Source organism: Streptomyces sp. NBC_01390 (assembly GCF_045040105.1).
In the GTDB taxonomy this organism is placed as follows: domain Bacteria; phylum Actinomycetota; class Actinomycetes; order Streptomycetales; family Streptomycetaceae; genus Streptomyces.
Genome location: NZ_CP109551.1, coordinates 2,325,661 through 2,343,635, shown reverse-complemented (window position 1 = coordinate 2,343,635; position 17,975 = coordinate 2,325,661). Strand labels below are relative to the sequence as shown.

Sequence of the window (17,975 nt, the reverse complement as noted above, 5' to 3'; positions counted from 1 at the left end):
CTGTACGTGTCAGGCTTGCGCGCCCAGCGCCTGGCCGCGCGCCGGGCCGAACGCAGGCGCGCCGCCCGGCGTTCCGTCATGGTCGCCGCCGCCTCGGTCGTCGTCGCCGTCGGAACCGCGACCGGGCTGCTCTCCGCGCTCGACACCCGCGGTGGCGCCGCCGACGAAGCCAGGCCCGAGGTGACCGGCTCGCCCCTGCTCGCCCCGCTGCCGGCCGTGTCGTCGGCCCCGCCCACGCCCAGCGCCTCGAAGTCGCCGTCCCCGTCCGCCCGTACGACGGAGGCGAGGAAGCCCCGCCGTACGCCCTCGCCCTCTTCCCCGACGACGACGGACCCCGAGCCGGCGGCGAAACAGGCGCCGGTTCCGGTGTCAGCCCGCCTCTACCGCTACCCCGACTCCCAGGTCCTCGACTGGGTCGGCTCCCACCCCGACGATCCGCGCCGGTCCGTCATCGAGGCGGAGATCGCCGACCGTCCGGCGGCGGTCTGGTTCGCCGACTTCTCGCCCTCGACGATCACCGCCCGGGTCCGCGCGGTCACGGCGGGCGCGGCCGGCGTCGGCAGGGTCCCGGTGCTCGTGCCGTACGCCGTCCCGGACCGCGACTGCGGCGGCGCCTCCGAGGGCGGCGCACCCGACCTCGGCGGGTACGACGGCTGGATCGACGCGTTCGCGGCCGGCCTCGGCTCCGGCGAGGTCATCGTGATCCTGGAGCCCGACTCGATAGCCCAGGCCGACTGTCTCTCCCCGGAGCGGCGCACCGCCCGCTTCGCCTCGCTGGCCCGCGCGGGGCGTGCCCTCAAGGCCGCGAATCCCCACGCCCGTGTCTACTACGACGCGGGCCACTCCGGCTGGAACTCCCCGGCCAAGCAGGCGGCCCTCCTCCGTCAGGCGGGCGCCGCCTCGGCCGCCTCCTCCGACGGGGTCTTCAGCAACGTCTCCAACTTCCACCGCACGGGCGACGAGATCGCCTACGACCGACGGGTCCTCGACGCCCTCGGCGGCCCCGCCGGTCTCGGCGCCGTGATCGACACCAGCCGCAACGGCAACGGCGCCCCGCCCGACGGTGAGTGGTGCGATCCGACCGGCCGGAAACTCGGCCGGGCGCCGACCACGAACACCGGCGAGGCGCGGATCGACGCCTATCTGTGGGTCAAGCTGCCGGGGGAGTCGGACGGCTGCATGGGCACCCCCGGCACGTTCACCGCCTCGTACGCCTACGATCTGGCGCGCTGAGCGTCCGCTTAGGATGAGAGGCGCGGATATCTGCATCCGCCATCCATCCCGTACGCCCAGGAGCCCCGCCCGTGACCACCGAAGCCGAAGCCGCAGCACACATACCCTCCGCCGATCCGGAAGGCTCCTACGGGCGGCTGCTGCCCGTCGTCGTCCACTTCGACGACCTCGACTCCCTCGGCATGCTCCACAACGCCCGCTACCCCCTGCTGGTGGAGCGTGCCTGGAACGAGCTGTGGCACGGCTACGGCCTCACCTTCGACGGGGACTGGGCGGCGGCCGGCGACTTCTGCAACGTGGTCAGGGAGCTGCGCATCAGCTACGAGGCCCCGGTCGGCCGGCCCGGTGCCTACGCCGTGCACCTCTGGCTGGAGCGCCTCGGCACCACCGGCCTCACCTACGGCTTCCGGCTCTGCTCGGCCGACGGCGAGGTGACGTACGCCCGGGGCACCCGGGTCCTGGTCAGGCTCGACGCGGGAACCCTGCGGCCCACGCCCTGGAGCGACTGGTTCAGGGCGCGCGGTCGGGAACTGCTGCGCTCGGGGGAGTGACCTTCGGGCGGTCCTTCTCACCGGCGCGCAGCACCCCCGCGAACCCGGTGAGGCCGCCCGCCAGCACCGTCACCAGCCCGAACGACACCACCAGGCTCGTCGCCTGGGCCAGCGTCCCGATCGCGCTCGGCGCGACCAGCCCCGAGGTGTACGTGATGGTGGCGACGCCCGCGATGGCCTGACTGGGGTTGGGGCCACTGTGGCCCGCCGCCGCGAAGCACAGCGGGACGACCACGGCGATGCCGAGTCCCAGCAGCGCGAAGCCGGTCATCGCCACGGCGGGCTGCTCCGCGACGACGATGAGCACACCGCCGAGCACGGCGAGCGTGCCGCTCGCGCGGACCGTCCGTACCGCGCTGAAGCGGTTGACGACCGAGTCGCCGACCAGCCGGGCGACCGCCATCGTCAGCATGAAGCCCGTGGTGGAAGCAGCCGCCAGACCGTCCGAGGTGCCCAGCTCGTCCCGCAGGTACACCGCCGACCAGTCCAGGCTCGCGCCCTCCGCGAACACCGCGCAGAAGCCGATCGCGCCGATCAGCAGCGCGGACCTGGGCGGGAGCGCGAACCTCGGGGGCGGTTCCTCGTCCTCGGTGGGGCGCAGATCGAGCACCCAGCGGCAGGCGGTCACGCCGAGGACGGTGAGGGTCGCCGCCGCGAGTGCGTGATGCAGACGCGCGTCCGAACCCAGATGCGCGGCGAGGGTGCCGCCCGCCGCTCCGACCAGGGCGCCCGCACTCCACATGCCGTGCAGGCCGGACATGATCGACCTGCCGAGCCGGGTCTCGATCTCGACACCCAGTGCGTTCATCGACACGTCCGCCATACCGGCCGAGGCGCCGTAGACGAACAGGGCGAGGCAGAGCGTGGGGAGGTTCGGGGCCAGGGCGGGCAGGACCAGTGCCAGGGTCCAGCACACGATCAGTCCGCGCAGCGTCGTACGGGCGCCGAATCGGTGACTGATGCGGCCCGCGAGCGGCATCGCCAGGGACGCGCCGAGCGCGGGGAACGCCAGCGCCAGCCCCAACTGCCCCGCGCTGACCGAGGCGTGGTCCTGGATCCACGGCACCCGGGTCGCGAACGAGCCGGTGACGGCCCCGTGCACCGCGAAGACCGCGGCCACGGCGTACCGGGCGCGCTTCACCTCGTGTCGTTCGTACAGCACTTCACTCATTCTGCGGCCCTCTCCCGGGTCGGCTCCCGCTGCGGCACGGAGCCCTGGCCGCGCGCTGCCGTAAACTATCAGGAACCCTGCCTGATAGATAGCGCGATATCGGCCGTCCGAACCCGTTCCGCAGCGGGAACGGCCCCGCCGATCTGGAAGGATCTCGGCATGCCCGCATCACCGAGCACCGCCCGGGCCATCAACGACCGGCTCGCCCTCCGGCTGCTGCAGCAGGAAGGCCCGTTGGCGGCCTGGCAGTTGAAGCAGCTCACCGGCCTCTCCCGTCCGACCGTCGCCGACCTCGTCGAACGCCTCACCGCCGCCGGGCTGATCACGGTCGTGGGGGAGTCGGGGGAGCAGCGGCGAGGCCCCAACGCGAAGGTGTACGGGATCGTCGCCGGCCTCGCCCACCTGGCCGCCCTCGACGTCCGTACCGAAGGCGTCTCCGTCGTCGTGGCCGACCTGGTGGGCGGGGTGCTCGCCGAGGCCTCCGTGCCCATCGGGGACGACACCGACACCGGTCCCGCCGTGGAACAGGCGGTCGCTCTCGTCGAGCGGGTCGCCAAGGAGGCCGAGGCCATGGGGGTGGTCCCCCCGGGCGAGGGCGTTCGGGCGTGGGGGAGGCTACACACGGTCGGGATCGGCGCCCCCGGTCTGATCGATCCGGCGACCGGTGAACTCCGGGACACCGGGGGGCTGCCCGTGTGGCACCGCAGGCTGGTGGCGGCCCTCCAGGAGCGGCTTCCCGAGACCCGGGTGATCGTCGAGAACGAGACCAACCTCGCCGCCCTCGCCGAACAGCGCGACGGAGCCGCCCGCGACCGCGACACCTTCGTGCTGCTGTGGCTCGGCCACGGCACCGGCGCCGCAGTGGTCCTCGACGGCACCCTGCGCCGGGGGGCCTCCGGCGGCACCGGTGAGATCGGCTTCCTGCCGGTGCCGGGGACGGGGCGGCTGCCCTCGGCGACGGACTGCGCGGGCGGCTTCCACTCGCTCGCCGGTGGGGCGGCGATCGTCCAACTGGCGGGCGCACAGGGCCTGGTGGCCGACGCGCACGCCCATGAGCCCTATGCGGCGGCCCTCGTCCGAGCGGCCGTGGCGAGTCCTGGTACCCCGGCCCACGCCCGCTTCCTGGACGCTCTCGCCGAGCGCCTCGCCATCGGCGCCGCGTCCGTGGTCGCCGTGCTCGACCCAGGGTGCGTGGTGCTGGGCGGTGAGGTCGGCCGGGCGGGCGGCGACGTCCTCGCCGCCCGGGTCGAGGAGCGGCTCGCCCGTATGTCCCCTCTGCCGGTCCAGGTGCGGGCGAGCGTGCTGGGCGGCGAAGCGGTACTGCGCGGGGCGTTGCTGACGGCTCGGGAGGGTGCTCAGGAGGAGTTGTTCGGGGGGTCGGCCGGGTAGTGGGGGCGGTAGTGGGGGTGTGATGGCCCGGCGGCGGGCAAGGGCCGTCTTCACCGCCGCCGGTCCGGCACCGACGCTAGGAGGTCTGGACCATGACGGTCAATAGGTATGGACCAATCATTGGCCTATTCCCGTCACTCCTTGTGAGTCAGTCCACACAACTCACCCGCATGGAGTACCGCTCGGCGTGGCACACTGGCGTGTAACAGAAGCAGCGCACTCCGGGGTCGGTGAAAGTCCGAACCGGCGGTTACAGTCCGCGACCCGTCCGCATTTTTTTCTGCGGTCGGTTGACCAGGTGGAATTCCTGGACCGACGGTTAAAGTCCGGATGGGAGGCAGTGCGCGGCGGGCGGGCATTCGTGCGCGCCGCCGTACCGCTCGGCCATGGGTCGAGCTCCGTCCGGCGTCGCCCTCGATGTCCCTGCCCGTTCACAGCTGTCGTCATCGACAGGCCCCGGAGTCCGTGCCCGAAGAGGCAGGGAGGACCCGGGAAGTGTTCACCGGAATCGTCGAAGAGCTGGGCCACGTCACGGCCGTCGAAAACCTCGGCGACGCCTCCCGCTTCAGGGTCCGTGGCCCCGTGGTCACCGAAGGCGCCCGCCACGGCGACTCCATCGCCGTCAACGGCGTGTGTCTCACGGTCGTCGAACACGAGGGTGACGAGTTCACCGCCGACGTCATGGCGGAGACCCTCGAACGCTCCAGCCTGGGCGTCCTCGCCGTCGGCTCCCGCGTCAACCTCGAACGCCCCATGGCCCTCGGTGCCCGCCTCGGCGGCCACATCGTGCAGGGCCACGTCGACGGCACGGGCACGGTCCTCGAGCGCAAGCCGTCCGAGAACTGGGAGATCGTCAAGATCTCTCTCCCCGCCGACCTCACCCGCTATGTCGTCGAGAAGGGTTCCATCACCGTCGACGGCATCAGCCTCACCGTCGTCGACGCCGGGCCCGACTACTTCACCGTCAGCCTCATCCCCACCACCCTCGACCTGACCACGCTCGGCCGCAAGCAGCCCGGCGACCCGGTCAACCTCGAGGTCGACGTCATCGCCAAGTACGTGGAGCGGCTGCTCGGACCGCAGGGGGCCGCGAAGTGAACCGGCTGAACACCGAGGCGTTCACACTCCTCGACCAGCACATCCTCTGGTCGGACATGATCGGCAACATTCTCGGCCTGATCGCCCTCGCCCTCGGCTGGCGGCGCTCCATCTGGAGCTGGCCCGTGCAGTTCCTGTCCGGACTGGTCCTCTTCAGCGCCTTTTTCGGCCATCTCGCCGGCAGCGCCGGAAAGCAGATCGTCGTCATGGTCGTCGCCGGGTACGGCTGGTGGCAGTGGAACCGCCGCAAGGGGGAGGCCGGGGACGGTCACATCACCCCCCGGTTCGCCAGCTGGCGCGAGCGTGCGGCCATGATCGGCGCCGCAGCCGTCGGCACGGTCGCCGTGGCCCTGCTCTTCAAGGCCTACCCGTCCCTGTCCTGGGACCCCTGGCCGGACGCCTACATCTTCGTCGGCACCGTCGTCGCCATGTACGCGCAGGCACGCGGCATGGTCGAGTTCTGGTTCGCCTGGCTCCTCGTCGACCTCGTCGGTGTCCCCCTCAACTTCGCCAACGGCTACGCCTTCTCCGGCTTCGTCTACGTCATCTACGGCGCGCTCGTCCTGTGGGGCATGCGCGACTGGTGGCTGCGCTCCCGCAAGGGCACGCGGCCCGTCCTGGAAGGAGCGCCCGCATGACTTCGACCACGGCCCCGATCCTGTACAGCACCGACAACATCGAGGACTGGTCCCTCGACCCGATCGAGCGGGCCGTCGCGGACATCGCGGCCGGCCGCCCGGTCGTGGTCGTCGACGACGAGGACCGGGAGAACGAGGGCGACCTCGTCATCGCCGCCGAGAAGGCCACCCCCGAGATCATCGCCTTCATGATGAGCGAGTGCCGCGGGCTCATCTGCGCCCCCATGGAGGGCGACGAACTCGACCGGCTCCGGCTGCCGCAGATGGTCGACGACAACACCGAGTCGATGAAAACCGCGTTCACAGTCTCCGTCGACGCCTCGGCCGTTCACGGTGTGAGCACCGGTATCTCGGCCTCCGACCGCGCCACCACGCTTCAGCTCCTCGCGAGCGGCGACGCCGGCGCCGACGACTTCGTCCGCCCCGGCCACATCTTCCCGCTGCGCGCCAGGCCCGGCGGCGTCCTGGTCCGCAACGGCCACACCGAGGCCGCCGTCGACCTCGCCCGCCTCGCGGGGCTGCGCCCGGCCGGCGCCATCGTGGAGATCGCCGGTGAGGACGGCCGGATGCTGCGCCTGCCCGAGCTGATCCCCTTCGCCCGCAAGCACGGCCTGACGATCATCTCCATCGAGGACCTGGTCGCCTACCGCAAGAGCGCCGAACCCACCGTCCGCCGCGAGGCCGAGACCCGGCTCCCCACCGCCTTCGGCACGTTCACGGCGTACGGCTACCGCTCCACCGTCGACGGCGTCGAGCACGTCGCCCTCGTCCACGGCGAGGTCGGCGACGGAGAGGACGTCCTGGTCCGCGTCCACTCCGAGTGCCTCACCGGGGACGTCTTCCACTCCCTGCGCTGCGACTGCGGCCCCCAGCTGGAGACCTCCCTCGAACGCATCCGGGACGAGGGCCGGGGAGTGGTCGTCTACCTGCGCGGCCACGAGGGACGCGGCATCGGACTGCTGTCCAAGCTCCGGGCGTACGAGCTGCAGGAACAGGGCCGCGACACCCTCGACGCCAACCTGGAGCTCGGCCTGCCCGCCGACGCGCGGGACTACGGCGCCGGCGCGCAGATACTCCAGGACCTCGGCGTCCACAGCGTGCGCCTGATGACCAACAACCCCGACAAGACCGACGCGCTCGTACGCCACGGCCTCAAGGTCAGCGGCCGCGAGCCGATGCCCGTACAGGCGGGCGAGCACAACCTCCGGTACCTGCGCACCAAGCGGGACCGGATGGGCCACGACCTGCCCTGGCTGGACACGGCCCCCGTGTCCCCCTGCGGCAACCAGTAGAGATCACCGAGGAGAGACGAAGACGTGAGCGGCAAGGGCGCACCCGAACTGTCCGTACGCAACTGCGCTGACCTGCGCGTCGCGGTCATCGCGGCGCAGTGGCACGAGAAGGTGATGGACGGTCTGGTGGACGGCGCCCTGCGCGCCCTGCGCGACCTGGGCATCGACGAGCCGACCCTGCTGAGGGTCCCCGGCAGCTGGGAACTCCCGGTCGTCGCCAAGGTGCTGGCCGGGCGGGGCTACGACGCGATCGTCGCGCTCGGCGTCGTCATCCGGGGCGGCACTCCCCACTTCGAGTACGTGTGCCAGGGCGTCACTCAGGGCCTCACCCAGGTCTCGGTCGACACCGGCGTCCCCATCGGCATGGGCGTGCTGACCTGCGACACCGAGGAACAGGCCCTCGACCGCGCGGGTATCGAGGGCTCCAACGAGGACAAGGGGCACGAGGCGGTGACGGCGGCCGTGGCGACGGCGGCCACCCTCCGCTCAGTATCCGAACCGTGGCGTTAGGCCGGGCGGCGCACCGCGTAAAGTGAACGTCACCATGTCCAATAAGACGTTCGAGGAGCTGTTCACCGAGCTCCAGCACAAGGCCGCCACGGGCGACCCCGCCACCTCCCGCACCGCGGAACTGGTCGGCAAGGGCGTCCATGCCATCGGCAAGAAGGTCGTAGAAGAGGCCGCCGAGGTATGGATGGCCGCCGAGTACGAGGGGAAGGAAGCAGCCGCCGAGGAGATCTCGCAGCTGCTCTACCACGTCCAGGTGATGATGGTCGCCCGCGGAATCTCGCTGGACGACGTGTACGCCCACCTGTAAACGTCGCCCGCCCGGTACACATCACACCGTTCACGCCACTCTGTTCACCCCACACACAAAGGAAGCCGACCTCATGCTGCGCATCGCCGTCCCCAACAAGGGTTCCCTGTCAGGCCCCGCGTCGGCGATGCTGCATGAGGCCGGCTACCAGCAGCGCCGCGAGTCCAAGGAACTGCGGATCGTCGACCCGGAGAACGAGGTCGAGTTCTTCTACCTCCGCCCCCGCGACATCGCGATCTACGTCTCCTCCGGCCGCCTCGACATCGGCATCACCGGCCGCGACCTGCTCATCGACTCCGGGGCCAACGCCGAGGAGATCCTCCCGCTCGGCTTCGCCCGGTCCACCTTCCGCTTCGCCGGCAAGCCCGGCGCCGCGACCGGCATCGAGGACCTGGCCGGCCTGACCGTGGCCACCTCGTACGAGGGGATCGTCGCCAAGCACCTCGCCGACCACGGCGTCGACGCCTCCGTCGTGCACCTCGACGGCGCCGTCGAGACGGCGATCGAACTCGGTGTCGCCGGGGTCATCGCGGACGTCGTCGAGACCGGTACCTCCCTGCGCAACGCGGGCCTGGAGGTGTTCGGCGAGCCCATCATGACGTCCGAGGCGATCGTCGTCCGCCGGGTCGGCGCCGAGGCCGACGAATCCGCTGAGTCGAAAGTTCAGCAGTTCCTACGCCGCCTCCAGGGTGTCCTGGTGGCCCGGACGTACGTGATGATGGACTACGACTGCCGCGTAGAGCAGCTGGAGAAGGCCGTCGCCCTGACGCCCGGTCTGGAGTCGCCGACCGTCTCGCCGCTGCACAACGAGGGCTGGGTCGCCGTCCGTGCGATGGTCCCCTCCAAGGAGGCCCAACGGATCATGGACGATCTGTACGACCTCGGCGCGCGCGCCATCCTGACCACGGCCATCCACGCCTGCCGTCTCTGAGACACGGAAGACGACCGACACCGTGAGCGACAGGGACCGTACGCCGATGCAGGATCAGCCCACCACACCCGTACCGCCCGCCGGGCCGGCGCTGCCCGTCACTTTCCGGCCGGGCCGCACCCGGGTCGTGCTGGTCACCGCGAGCCTCGCGATCTTCGTCGTCATCACGACGGTCGCGCTGCTCCTGGAGAACCTCAGCCCCGGGGAGCGCCTCAGCTTCGTATTCACCGCCGCGCTGCTGTCGTGTGTGCTCCTGCTCCTGTCCCGGCCCAAGGTGGTCGCCGACGAGGCCGGAGTCACCGTCGTCAACATCGCGAGCAAGAGGCGGCTGGACTGGGCGGAGATCCTCCGGGTGAACCTCCGGCCGGGCGACCCCTGGGTGTTCCTCGACCTCAGCGACGGCACGAGTCTGCCCGCGCTCGGCATCCAGCCCGGCATCGCCAAACAGCGTGCCATCGAGGACGCGCGCACCCTGCGGGCGCTCGCCGAGGAGCGGTCCGCGGGCGACCCCGAGCAAGATCAGGGCTGACTCAGGGCCATCCACCCTGCCGCAGAGGCCCTTGTCTTGATTAATCTGTTGGCGGAGGCGTATTCACGCGCCTCCGCCACTGATGTTCCCCCCGGTCTTCAGAGGCCCCCTGCTACCCGAGGAGTGACTCCTTCCAGCGATGGACGGATCGTCCTGTAGTACCTGCGCCGCCCCCTCCCGACATATCGAGGCGGCGGCATCATGACCACCCCTTTGCTGCTCCTCGGAGCCGCATTCGTGCTGATCCTGGCCAACGGCTTCTTCGTGGCGGCCGAGTTCGGCCTTGTCACGGTCGAGCGGCCGGACGCCGAGAAGGCCGCCGCCGAGGGCGACCGACGGGCCCGTACGGTCGTCGAGTCCCTCAAGGAGCTGTCCTTCCAGCTCTCCGGCACCCAGCTCGGCATCACCATCACCTCCCTCGTCGTCGGCATGCTCGCCGAGCCGGCGCTCGCGGAGCTGCTGCACGGCCCGTTCACCGCGATCGGCATCCCCGAAGGCGCCGCGTCCGGTGTCGCCGTGGTCGTCGGCATGCTGCTGGCGGCCGCCGTGCAGATGGTGATCGGCGAACTCGTGCCCAAGAACTGGGCGGTCTCCAGGCCGCTGCAGGTGGCCCGCTTCGTGGCCGGCCCGCAGCACGCCTTCTCCCGCCTCTTCCGCCCGGTGATCGCCGGGCTCAACGCGGTGGCCAACCGTCTGGTCCGCGCCCTGGGCGTCGAACCCACCGCGGAACTGGCCTCGGCCCGTACCCCCGGCGAGCTGGTCTCCCTGGCCCGGCACTCGGCCCAGGCCGGCACGCTGGAACAGGACACCGCCGACCTCTTCGTACGGACGCTGTCGCTGGGCGAGCTGACCGCGCAGCACGTGATGACCCCGCGCGTGCGGGTCAGCTCGCTGCAGTCGTCGGCCACCGCCGAGGACGTCGTCAACCTCACCCGGGCCACCGGCCTGTCCCGCTTCCCCGTCTACCGGGAGCGGATCGACGAGATCGTCGGCATGGCCCACCTCAAGGACGCCCTCGCGGTGCCCGCGGGGGACCGGCTGCGTACGCCGGTCGGCCGGATCGCCAAGTCGCCGCTGCTGGTCCCCGAGACGCTCCCCGTGCAGCCGCTGCTCGAACTGCTGCGCAGCCAGCAGCCCATCGCCGTCGTCGTCGACGAGTACGGCGGTACGGCGGGTGTCGTCACCCTGGAGGACATCGTCGAGGAACTCGTCGGCGAGGTCCACGACGAGCACGACGACGTGCTCAACGAACCGACCGAACTCGCCGCCGCCCCGCCCGAGGACGGCCGCCCCGCCTGGGACGCCGACGGCAGCTGCCGTGTCGACATCCTCCAGCGCATAGGCCTCGACGTGCCGGAGGGCCCGTACGAGACGGTCGCCGGCCTCGTCGCCGACCTGCTGGGCCGGATCCCGGTCCCCGGCGACCGGGCGGAACTGCCGGGCTGGCGCCTGTCGGTCCGCCAGGTCGGCCACTACCGGGCCGAGCGGGTACGTCTGATCAGCGCCCCGGACAGCACAGGCAGCACGGCCGGCACGAAGACGGCCGATCTCGCGGTGGAGGCGGCCCGATGAGCGTTCTCCAACTCCTTTTCGCCCTCCTCCTCGTGCTCGCCAACGGCTTCTTCGTGGGCGCCGAGTTCGCGCTGGTCTCCGTCCGCCGGAGCCAGATCGAACCGCTGGGCACGGCACGGTCCCGCCAGGTGCTGTACGGCCTGGAACGGCTGCCGCAGATGATGGCCGCGGCCCAGTTCGGCATCACCGTCTGCTCCCTGACCCTGGGCGCGGTCGCCGAACCGACCGTCGCCCACCTGCTGGAACCGGTCTTCGAGGCGGTCCACCTGCCCGAGGGCATGATCCACCCGCTGGGTTACGTCATCGCGCTCGCGCTCGTGGTCTTCCTCCACCTGGTCATCGGGGAGATGCTCCCGAAGAACCTGGCGATGGCGGCACCCGAGAAGACCGCGCTCTGGCTGAGCCCGGGCCTGGTCGCCTTCGCCCGGGTGTGCGGGCCGGTCACGGTGGGCCTGGGCGCCTGTGCCCGACTCGTCCTGAAGCTCTTCCGCGTCGAGCCCAAGGACGAGGTCGAGGCGGTCTTCACCAGCGAACAGCTCAACCGGCTGGTGGAGGACGCCGGCCAGGCCGGGCTGCTCGACCCCGGTGAGCAGGAACGCCTGGAGGACGCGCTGGAACTGGGCTCCCGCCCGGTCACCGACGTCCTTCTCGACCGCGAGTCCCTGGTGACGGTGGGCCCGTCGGTCACCCCGGGCCAGGTCGTCGCCCTCACCGCCCGCACCGGCTACTCCCGCTTCCCGGTGGTGGCGGACAACGGCGCCTTCATGGGCTACCTGCACGTGAAGGACGTACTGGACCTGGAGGACTCGGAGCGGGCGGTGCCGCAGCACATCTGGCGTGCCATGACGACGCTGCGCTCCGAACTCCCGCTGGACGACGCGCTGACGGTGATGCGCCGGGCGGCGACCCATCTGGCCCAGGTCGCGGACGGTTCGGGCCGGGTGATCGGCCTGGTCGCCATGGAGGACGTTCTGGAACTCCTGGTCGGCGAGGTGCGGGACCCGGCCCACCGTCAGACCCCGCCGGCGCCGAAGGTGACGGAGCCCAGGTCGCCGGCGCAGAAGGAGGCACTGGCGGGTTAGCGCGGTACCGGGCGCCGAACTCACAGCGCGCCCGGTACTCGCCGGATCGGATCGTCAGAGGGCCGACGGATCCTGCGGCCCACGCCCCGACAGGACCTCCCCGTACGCCTGCATGAGGTCCGGCAGCCGCAGAGTCGACAGATCGTCCCGGGTCAGTGTCCCCGGATACACCGACAGCCGCAGATCCCGGTACGCACAGCTCTTCTCGTACAAGGTCCGCAGAAACCGCCCGTTGCCCAGCTCGTCGATCCACCCCTGGTCGACCACGTGTCCGGCGATCGAGCGCAGCTCGTCCAGCGCCTCCTCGTCCCACACGTCGCCGTTCTCGGCGGCCAGTACCTCGCCGATGGAGGTGAGTTCGAGTGGGCGGTACGAGGGGAAGTCGACGCGGGTCGTGAAGCGGGACGACAGCCCGGGGTTGGCGGCGAGGAGCCGGTCCATGCCCTCCGGATAGCCGGCCAGGATCACCACCAGGTGGTCCCGGTTGTCCTCGGCCCGCTTCAGCAGCACCTGCAGGGCCTCGTCGCCGTACGCGTCGCCCTTGCCGTACCCGGAGTTGGAGAGCGAGTAAGCCTCGTCGACGAAGAGGACGCCCCCGATCGCGGAGTCGATCAGCTCGTTGGCCTTCACCGCGGTCTGGCCGAGATACTCGCCGACCAGGTCGGCCCGCTGCGCCTCCACCAGATGGTCGCCGCCGAGCAGTCCCAGTGCGTAGAACACCCGGCCGAGGATGCGGGCCACCGTCGTCTTGCCGGTGCCGGAGGGGCCCGAGAAGACGAAGTGCCGCTTCGGCGGCTGTACCGGCAGTCCCTGTCCCGCCCGCAGCCGTGCCATGTTCAGCTGGGCGGAGAGCGCCTTCACCTGCCGCTTCACCGGTTCCAGGCCCACCATGCACTCCAGCTGGGCCAGCGCCTCGTCGAGAAGGGCGGGGTCCGTCGGGCCGGTCGGCAGCGGCTGTACCGGGAGGGTGGCCTTCTCGCGCACCGGGTCGGTCGCGGACGGCAACGGGCCGCCGGGCGGCGGGAGTTCGGGCTCCGAGAGCTTCAGGTCGCGCCCCTCGCCGCCGAACAGGGGATCGATGCCGTCCGGGCTCTCCAGTAGTTCCTGGCCGATCCCGGTGAGCGTGATCCCCGCGAGGTCGACCGCCTCGTCGTACCCGTCGCCCTCGGAGATCGCGGCGAGCCGCGCCGAGGTGTCCATGAAGGCGGCGTCCACGCGGTGCACCGCCCGGTACAGGGGGAGGGCCGCCGCCGAGCGGCCCGTACCCTCGTGGGCGCGCGCCAGCCAGTACCGCAGCTCCTTGCGCTGCGGCTGCTCGCTGCGACAGCGCATCAGCGCCGCAGACAGCAGCGGCTCCGCCTGCCCGTACATCTCCAGCCGCACCCGGGCCATACCGCCGAACAGGCCCGCCTCGATGCCCAGCATCGCGTCGTTGATCAACGAGTCGGTGTGCCGGACCAGTTGCTCCCAGTCCTTGACCAGATAGGCGCGGCAGGCGTGCAGGAAACGGACCTGCGGGTCGGTGTCCACCGGTGGCAGACCGGCCAACGCCCGGTCCAGCTCCGGCACATGGCGGCCGTCCAGCCAGTGCGAGGCGTGCGCGAGGAGCAGATCGCGCGGGCTTTCGAGTACCGGCTGCACCCACCAGCCCAGCCAGTACCAGGAGTTGAGGGTCCGGCGGTGGCGTGCGCGCTGCTCCCCGAAGCGCTCCCGGTGCCGGAACATCCGTAGCAGCGCGGTCGTCGTGTCGACGCGCAGCGCGTGCAGTCCGAGCCAGCCGTCGGCCATCCCGGGATCCATCCGCACCGCGGTGCGGAACTCCTCCTCCGCCTGCGGATAGGCGCCCATCGTGTAGGCGTCCACACCTCGCAGCCAGGCGAGGTCGGCCGGGGCCTCGGGGCCCTGCGTGCCGAAGTCCATCACGTCCCCCACGAACCGTGCCCCCGATTGCCTCTCCGACAGGCCGGTGCCCGTCGGCAGCTTGGTCGAACCGCTGTGCCGCGGACGGGAGTTGCAACGGTGCGCAGAGCAGCCGTCCGAGTCGCACCGAGGGCATCGTACCTGCGCGGCACGTGCCCGCAGCAGGGTGCCGCACAGGCCGTTTGACGAGGTGGGAGCAGATGGGGCGCACACGGCGCGGTCACCGAGGGTGAACAGATCGAGCCTCGGAGCGGCCGAAAAACGGCCCGCGGACAGAACGAAGCCCCCGATCACGGGGGAACAACCGGGGGCTTCGCGACTGCGGGCGGCTCCAAAGGGCCGCGCATTGAGAACGTAAGTCCTGTACGGCCCACCGGTCAAGCCGAGTTGGGGCACTCGGACAAGTTGCGCGGCAAGGGTCTTCACAAGTTCAGCACACAGCGGACGGCCCGTCACCGTGAGTGAGATTTTGGTCTGATCCAACGGCACTGGCAGGCCCCGGGAGCACCTCGTACCCCTCGCCGCACTGCCGTACCAACAGGTCGGCGAACGGAAGTGAAGGGTCCGCGGCGAAGTGCCGCCGTTCCGCGCCGACCCACTCGGCCCAGAACTCGCTCTGTTCCGCCCCGTCCCGCGACCTGCCGCGTGCCCAGGCCTTCTCGTCCGCCAGTTCCATCCACAGCAGTCGCGCCAGGAACGGCCGTACCGCCCGGCGGCCGGCCCCGACCCCCTCCAGCAGCACCACGGGCGCGGCCGGCAGTGTCCGGGGCGGCCCGAAGCGCCGGGACGTCCAGTCGTAGGGGGCGTAGGAGGCGTCCTCGCCGCGCAGCAGCGGCTCGATCACCTGGCCGACCAGGCGACTCGTCCACTCGAACAGCTCGTCGTGGGTGGCGATGTCGTCGAGGTGCAGCACGGGTGCCCCGCCGAGGGCGGCGGCCAGCCGTCCGGTGAACGTGGTCTTCCCGGAGCCCGCGTGGCCGTCGACGGCGATCAGCCGGACCGGGCCACAGGAGGGCGGCAGCCGGCGCAGGGTGCGGGCGAGGTCGTGGATGGCGGTTCCCGGGGGCGATGGGATTCGGACATATTGCCGAGGGTCATTCTAGGGACCGGTCGAGGTCCGCCGCCGCTCACGCTCCAGGTCGCGCCAATGGTCGAGACCAATATTGCTGAGCGCGGCACGGCCCGAAGTGCTGGCAGGAGCAGGTCATCGGCGGTCATAGTGGGCGCACATCCGTGCACTGTCCCGCCCGCCTAGGACACCTGGGGGTCACCCGCCCATGAGCAGAGCCGAAGAGCCGTCCCGCAGAACCGTCCTCGCCGCGGCGGTCGCCGCCGCTGTCGCGGGCACCGCCGGTCCGGCTGTCGCCGACACCCCCGGCGTGACCGGCCACGAGGCCGAGCCCGACGCCGCCCGACCCGTCGACAACCGTGCCTGGACCTCGTACGCGGACTGGTGTGCCGGCGGCACGGCCAAGGGCGCCCGGGCCGTGGACGGCGCGCGGCCCGGGGTCGTGATCGGCGCTCCGGTCGGCACGGTCGACTACACCGATCCGCACACCGGTACGACGGCGGCCTGGGAGTACGCGACCTGGACGTCCGTCGTGCACCGGCTCACCGTGCCCGCCACCGAGGTCATCGCGTCCTGGAACGCGCGTACCCCGGCCGGGACCTGGATCCAGGTCGAACTGGCGGGGACGTACTCCGACGGCACCGCCACCCCTTGGTACGTGATGGGCCGCTGGGCGTCCGGCGACCAGGACATCAAGCGGACCTCCGTCGACGACCAGACCGACGACAAGAGCACGGTCTGGACCGACACCTTCGCCATCGACGACCCGGCCACGGGCCTGCGGCTGGTCTCGTACCGGCTGCGGCTCACTCTCTACCGCAAGCCCGGCACCACGGTCACCCCCACGGTCTGGCGGCTGGGCGCGATGGGCTCCGACGTCCCGGACCGCTTCACGGTCCCCGCGTCGGCGCCCGGCCCGGCCCGGGAACTGATCGTCCCGCGCTACTCGCAGGAGATCCACAGCGGCCAGTACCCCGAGTACGACAACGGCGGCGAGGCCTGGTGCAGCCCCACCTCCTCGCAGATGATCATCGAGTACTGGGGCCGGAAGCCCATGGCGGCACAACTGGCCTGGGTCGACCCGGCCTACGCCGACCCGCAGGTGTGCCACGCGGCCCGCTTCACCTACGACTTCCAGTACGCCGGCTGCGGCAACTGGCCCTTCAACGCGGCCTACGCGGCGACCTACAAGGACCTCCAGGGCGTGGTCACCCGGCTCGGCTCGCTCACCGACCTGCAGACTCTGATCGCGGCCGGTATCCCGGCCATAACGTCCCAGTCGTTCCTCAAGACCGAGCTGACCGGGGCGGGTTACGGCACGTCCGGCCATCTGATGACCGTCATCGGCTTCACCGCCGACGGCGACGTGATCGCCAACGACCCGTTCTCGGCGACCGACCAGGCCGTGCGCCGGGTCTACGCACGGCGCGAGTTCGAGAACATCTGGTTGCGGACGAAGCGGTACAACGCCAGCGGCAAGGTCGTGTCCGGCACCGGCGGCGTCTGCTACCTGTACTTCCCGGCGCGGCCGACCGCCGCCCAGCTCGCCGCGCTCGCGGCGGTGGGTGTGCGCTGAGCCGAGGAGAGGGTGTGACGGCGTGCGGACAGCCCCCGGGAGACCGGGGGCTGTCCGTTTTCCGACTGGATGTGACCAACGTCTCCGGCGTGAAAGCCCCGATGAATGGCAAGGTGGAAGCAACGGTGGGGGGAGTCCATCGCACACCGACCTCAGCGAGATGCCATGACCGCGACCACTGCCGCAGCCCCCTCCCGCACCCGTACCGGCGGCCCCCGAGAAGACGGCCCGAAGATCTTCGAGCACGTCATGGGCTGGACGTTCGTCGTCGTGCTCGCCATGCTCGTCGCCCAGCTCGGCCTGATCTGACCGGTGCGATCCGCCGCGAACGAGGTGCTCGCTCCGTCGATCAGAGTCGAACGTGCAGGTGGCTCGGGTCTGCCATACTTCGGATGTCCCGCCCGCAGTTGGAGACCAGGGCCCCAAATTGAACAGTAGTCGCCAGTCCGCCGCCGAGCGTCCGAGGGCCCGCGGCACCGACCGCTCCCAAGCGCGTCGCGCCGAACTCATCGCCATCGGACGGAAGCTGTTCGCCGACAGGTCGTACGACGCGCTGTCGATGGACGACATCGCGCGTCAGGCGCAGGTCGCCAAGGGACTGATCTACTACTACTTCCAGTCCAAGCGCGGCTACTACCTCGCCATCGTCGAGGACTCGGTCGCCGACCTGGTCACCTTCGCGTCCAGCGGCCTCGATCACGCCCCCGTGGACCGTGTGCACCGCACCATGGACGCCTACCTGCGCTTCGCCGAGCACAACCAGGCCGCCTATCGCACGATCGTCAGCGGCGGTGTCGGCTTCGACGCCGAGGTGCAGGCCCTCCGGGACGGGGTGCGCGCGGCGATCGTCGCGACCATCGCCGAGGGCGCGTACGGCCGACAGGACATCGCCCCGCTGGCCCGCATGGGCCTGTTCGGCTGGGTGTGCAGTGTGGAGGGCGCCACCCTCGACTGGATCGACCGGCCGGACCTCTCCCGCGACATCATGCGCGAACTCCTCGTGAAGATGCTGGGCGGCGCCATGCGGGCCATCGAGGAACTCGACCCGACGTACGTGACACCGGAGCCGGCCCGCCGGGACAGCTGACGGCGGTCGGGGTGAAGGCT

General features: G+C 71.1%; 18 protein-coding genes and 1 riboswitch. Of the genes, 15 read left to right on the top strand and 3 right to left on the bottom strand.

Annotated elements, in window-relative coordinates; genetic code table 11:
* The first annotated feature begins 78 nt into the window (after positions 1-78).
* Together OG241_RS10525 and OG241_RS10520 are read left to right on the top strand one after the other, a co-directional pair.
* The gene (locus OG241_RS10525; protein ID WP_405826135.1) at positions 79-1,233 is read left to right on the top strand and encodes a glycoside hydrolase family 6 protein; all 1,155 of its coding nucleotides are present in this window, start codon (positions 79-81) and stop codon (positions 1,231-1,233) included.
* Between the two features lie 71 nt (positions 1,234-1,304).
* On the top strand, positions 1,305-1,784 hold the full coding sequence (locus tag OG241_RS10520; RefSeq protein ID WP_405814957.1) for an acyl-CoA thioesterase: 480 nt from the start codon (positions 1,305-1,307) through the stop codon (positions 1,782-1,784).
* On the opposite strand, the gene OG241_RS10515 is transcribed toward OG241_RS10520, so the two are convergent.
* Complete coding sequence (locus OG241_RS10515; RefSeq protein WP_405814956.1) at positions 1,744-2,955, bottom strand: MFS transporter; 1,212 nt, start codon at positions 2,953-2,955, stop codon at positions 1,744-1,746. The genes OG241_RS10520 and OG241_RS10515 overlap by 41 nt on opposite strands.
* A 159-nt stretch (positions 2,956-3,114) precedes the next feature.
* Here OG241_RS10515 and OG241_RS10510 point away from each other — a divergent pair, with 159 nt between their 5' ends.
* From OG241_RS10510 to OG241_RS10465, 10 genes are all read left to right on the top strand, one after another.
* Positions 3,115-4,344: an ROK family transcriptional regulator gene (locus tag OG241_RS10510; RefSeq protein ID WP_405814955.1), complete on the top strand. Its 1,230-nt coding sequence runs from the start codon at positions 3,115-3,117 to the stop codon at positions 4,342-4,344.
* A 212-nt stretch (positions 4,345-4,556) separates the two neighbouring features.
* A riboswitch (FMN riboswitch) is annotated at positions 4,557-4,692 on the top strand.
* 147 nt (positions 4,693-4,839) lie between these two features.
* The gene (locus OG241_RS10505; RefSeq protein WP_405814954.1) at positions 4,840-5,442 is read left to right on the top strand and encodes a riboflavin synthase; all 603 of its coding nucleotides are present in this window, start codon (positions 4,840-4,842) and stop codon (positions 5,440-5,442) included.
* Positions 5,439-6,080 carry a nicotinamide riboside transporter PnuC gene (locus OG241_RS10500; RefSeq protein ID WP_405814953.1) on the top strand — a complete coding sequence of 214 codons (642 nt, stop codon included), beginning with the start codon at positions 5,439-5,441 and terminating at the stop codon, positions 6,078-6,080. Before OG241_RS10505 ends, OG241_RS10500 begins: the two co-directional genes overlap by 4 nt.
* Positions 6,077-7,372, top strand: coding sequence for a bifunctional 3,4-dihydroxy-2-butanone-4-phosphate synthase/GTP cyclohydrolase II (locus OG241_RS10495; protein WP_405814952.1), 1,296 nt, complete (start codon positions 6,077-6,079; stop codon positions 7,370-7,372). Before OG241_RS10500 ends, OG241_RS10495 begins: the two co-directional genes overlap by 4 nt.
* A gap of 24 nt (positions 7,373-7,396) precedes the next feature.
* The gene (ribH, locus tag OG241_RS10490) at positions 7,397-7,882 is read left to right on the top strand and encodes a 6,7-dimethyl-8-ribityllumazine synthase (protein WP_405814951.1); all 486 of its coding nucleotides are present in this window, start codon (positions 7,397-7,399) and stop codon (positions 7,880-7,882) included.
* 34 nt (positions 7,883-7,916) lie between these two features.
* Positions 7,917-8,189, top strand: coding sequence for a phosphoribosyl-ATP diphosphatase (locus OG241_RS10485; protein ID WP_006378313.1), 273 nt, complete (start codon positions 7,917-7,919; stop codon positions 8,187-8,189).
* A gap of 73 nt (positions 8,190-8,262) precedes the next feature.
* The gene (gene hisG, locus OG241_RS10480; RefSeq protein ID WP_405814950.1) at positions 8,263-9,120 is read left to right on the top strand and encodes an ATP phosphoribosyltransferase; all 858 of its coding nucleotides are present in this window, start codon (positions 8,263-8,265) and stop codon (positions 9,118-9,120) included.
* A gap of 46 nt (positions 9,121-9,166) precedes the next feature.
* On the top strand, positions 9,167-9,649 hold the full coding sequence (locus OG241_RS10475; protein ID WP_405826133.1) for a PH domain-containing protein: 483 nt from the start codon (positions 9,167-9,169) through the stop codon (positions 9,647-9,649).
* A gap of 201 nt (positions 9,650-9,850) precedes the next feature.
* On the top strand, positions 9,851-11,221 hold the full coding sequence (locus OG241_RS10470) for a hemolysin family protein (RefSeq protein ID WP_405814949.1): 1,371 nt from the start codon (positions 9,851-9,853) through the stop codon (positions 11,219-11,221).
* Positions 11,218-12,303, top strand: coding sequence for a hemolysin family protein (locus OG241_RS10465; protein ID WP_405814947.1), 1,086 nt, complete (start codon positions 11,218-11,220; stop codon positions 12,301-12,303). Before OG241_RS10470 ends, OG241_RS10465 begins: the two co-directional genes overlap by 4 nt.
* Before the next feature lie 54 nt (positions 12,304-12,357).
* On the opposite strand, the gene OG241_RS10460 is transcribed toward OG241_RS10465, so the two are convergent.
* Both OG241_RS10460 and OG241_RS10455 read right to left on the bottom strand, forming a co-directional pair.
* Entirely contained in the window at positions 12,358-14,223 is a 1,866-nt protein-coding gene (locus OG241_RS10460) for an AAA family ATPase (protein ID WP_405826131.1), read from the bottom strand.
* Between the two features lie 430 nt (positions 14,224-14,653).
* Positions 14,654-15,274 carry a uridine kinase gene (locus tag OG241_RS10455; RefSeq protein WP_405826129.1) on the bottom strand — a complete coding sequence of 207 codons (621 nt, stop codon included), beginning with the start codon at positions 15,272-15,274 and terminating at the stop codon, positions 14,654-14,656.
* A 226-nt stretch (positions 15,275-15,500) separates the two neighbouring features.
* Between OG241_RS10455 and OG241_RS10450 the strand changes: the two genes are divergently transcribed.
* From OG241_RS10450 to OG241_RS10440, 3 genes are all read left to right on the top strand, one after another.
* Positions 15,501-16,868, top strand: a complete 1,368-nt coding sequence (locus tag OG241_RS10450; RefSeq protein ID WP_405814946.1) for a peptidase C39 family protein — start codon at positions 15,501-15,503, stop codon at positions 16,866-16,868.
* A gap of 165 nt (positions 16,869-17,033) precedes the next feature.
* Complete coding sequence (locus tag OG241_RS10445; protein ID WP_405814945.1) at positions 17,034-17,177, top strand: SCO1431 family membrane protein; 144 nt, start codon at positions 17,034-17,036, stop codon at positions 17,175-17,177.
* A gap of 118 nt (positions 17,178-17,295) precedes the next feature.
* Positions 17,296-17,955 carry a TetR/AcrR family transcriptional regulator gene (locus tag OG241_RS10440; RefSeq protein ID WP_405814944.1) on the top strand — a complete coding sequence of 220 codons (660 nt, stop codon included), beginning with the start codon at positions 17,296-17,298 and terminating at the stop codon, positions 17,953-17,955.
* Positions 17,956-17,975: the final 20 nt, after the last annotated feature.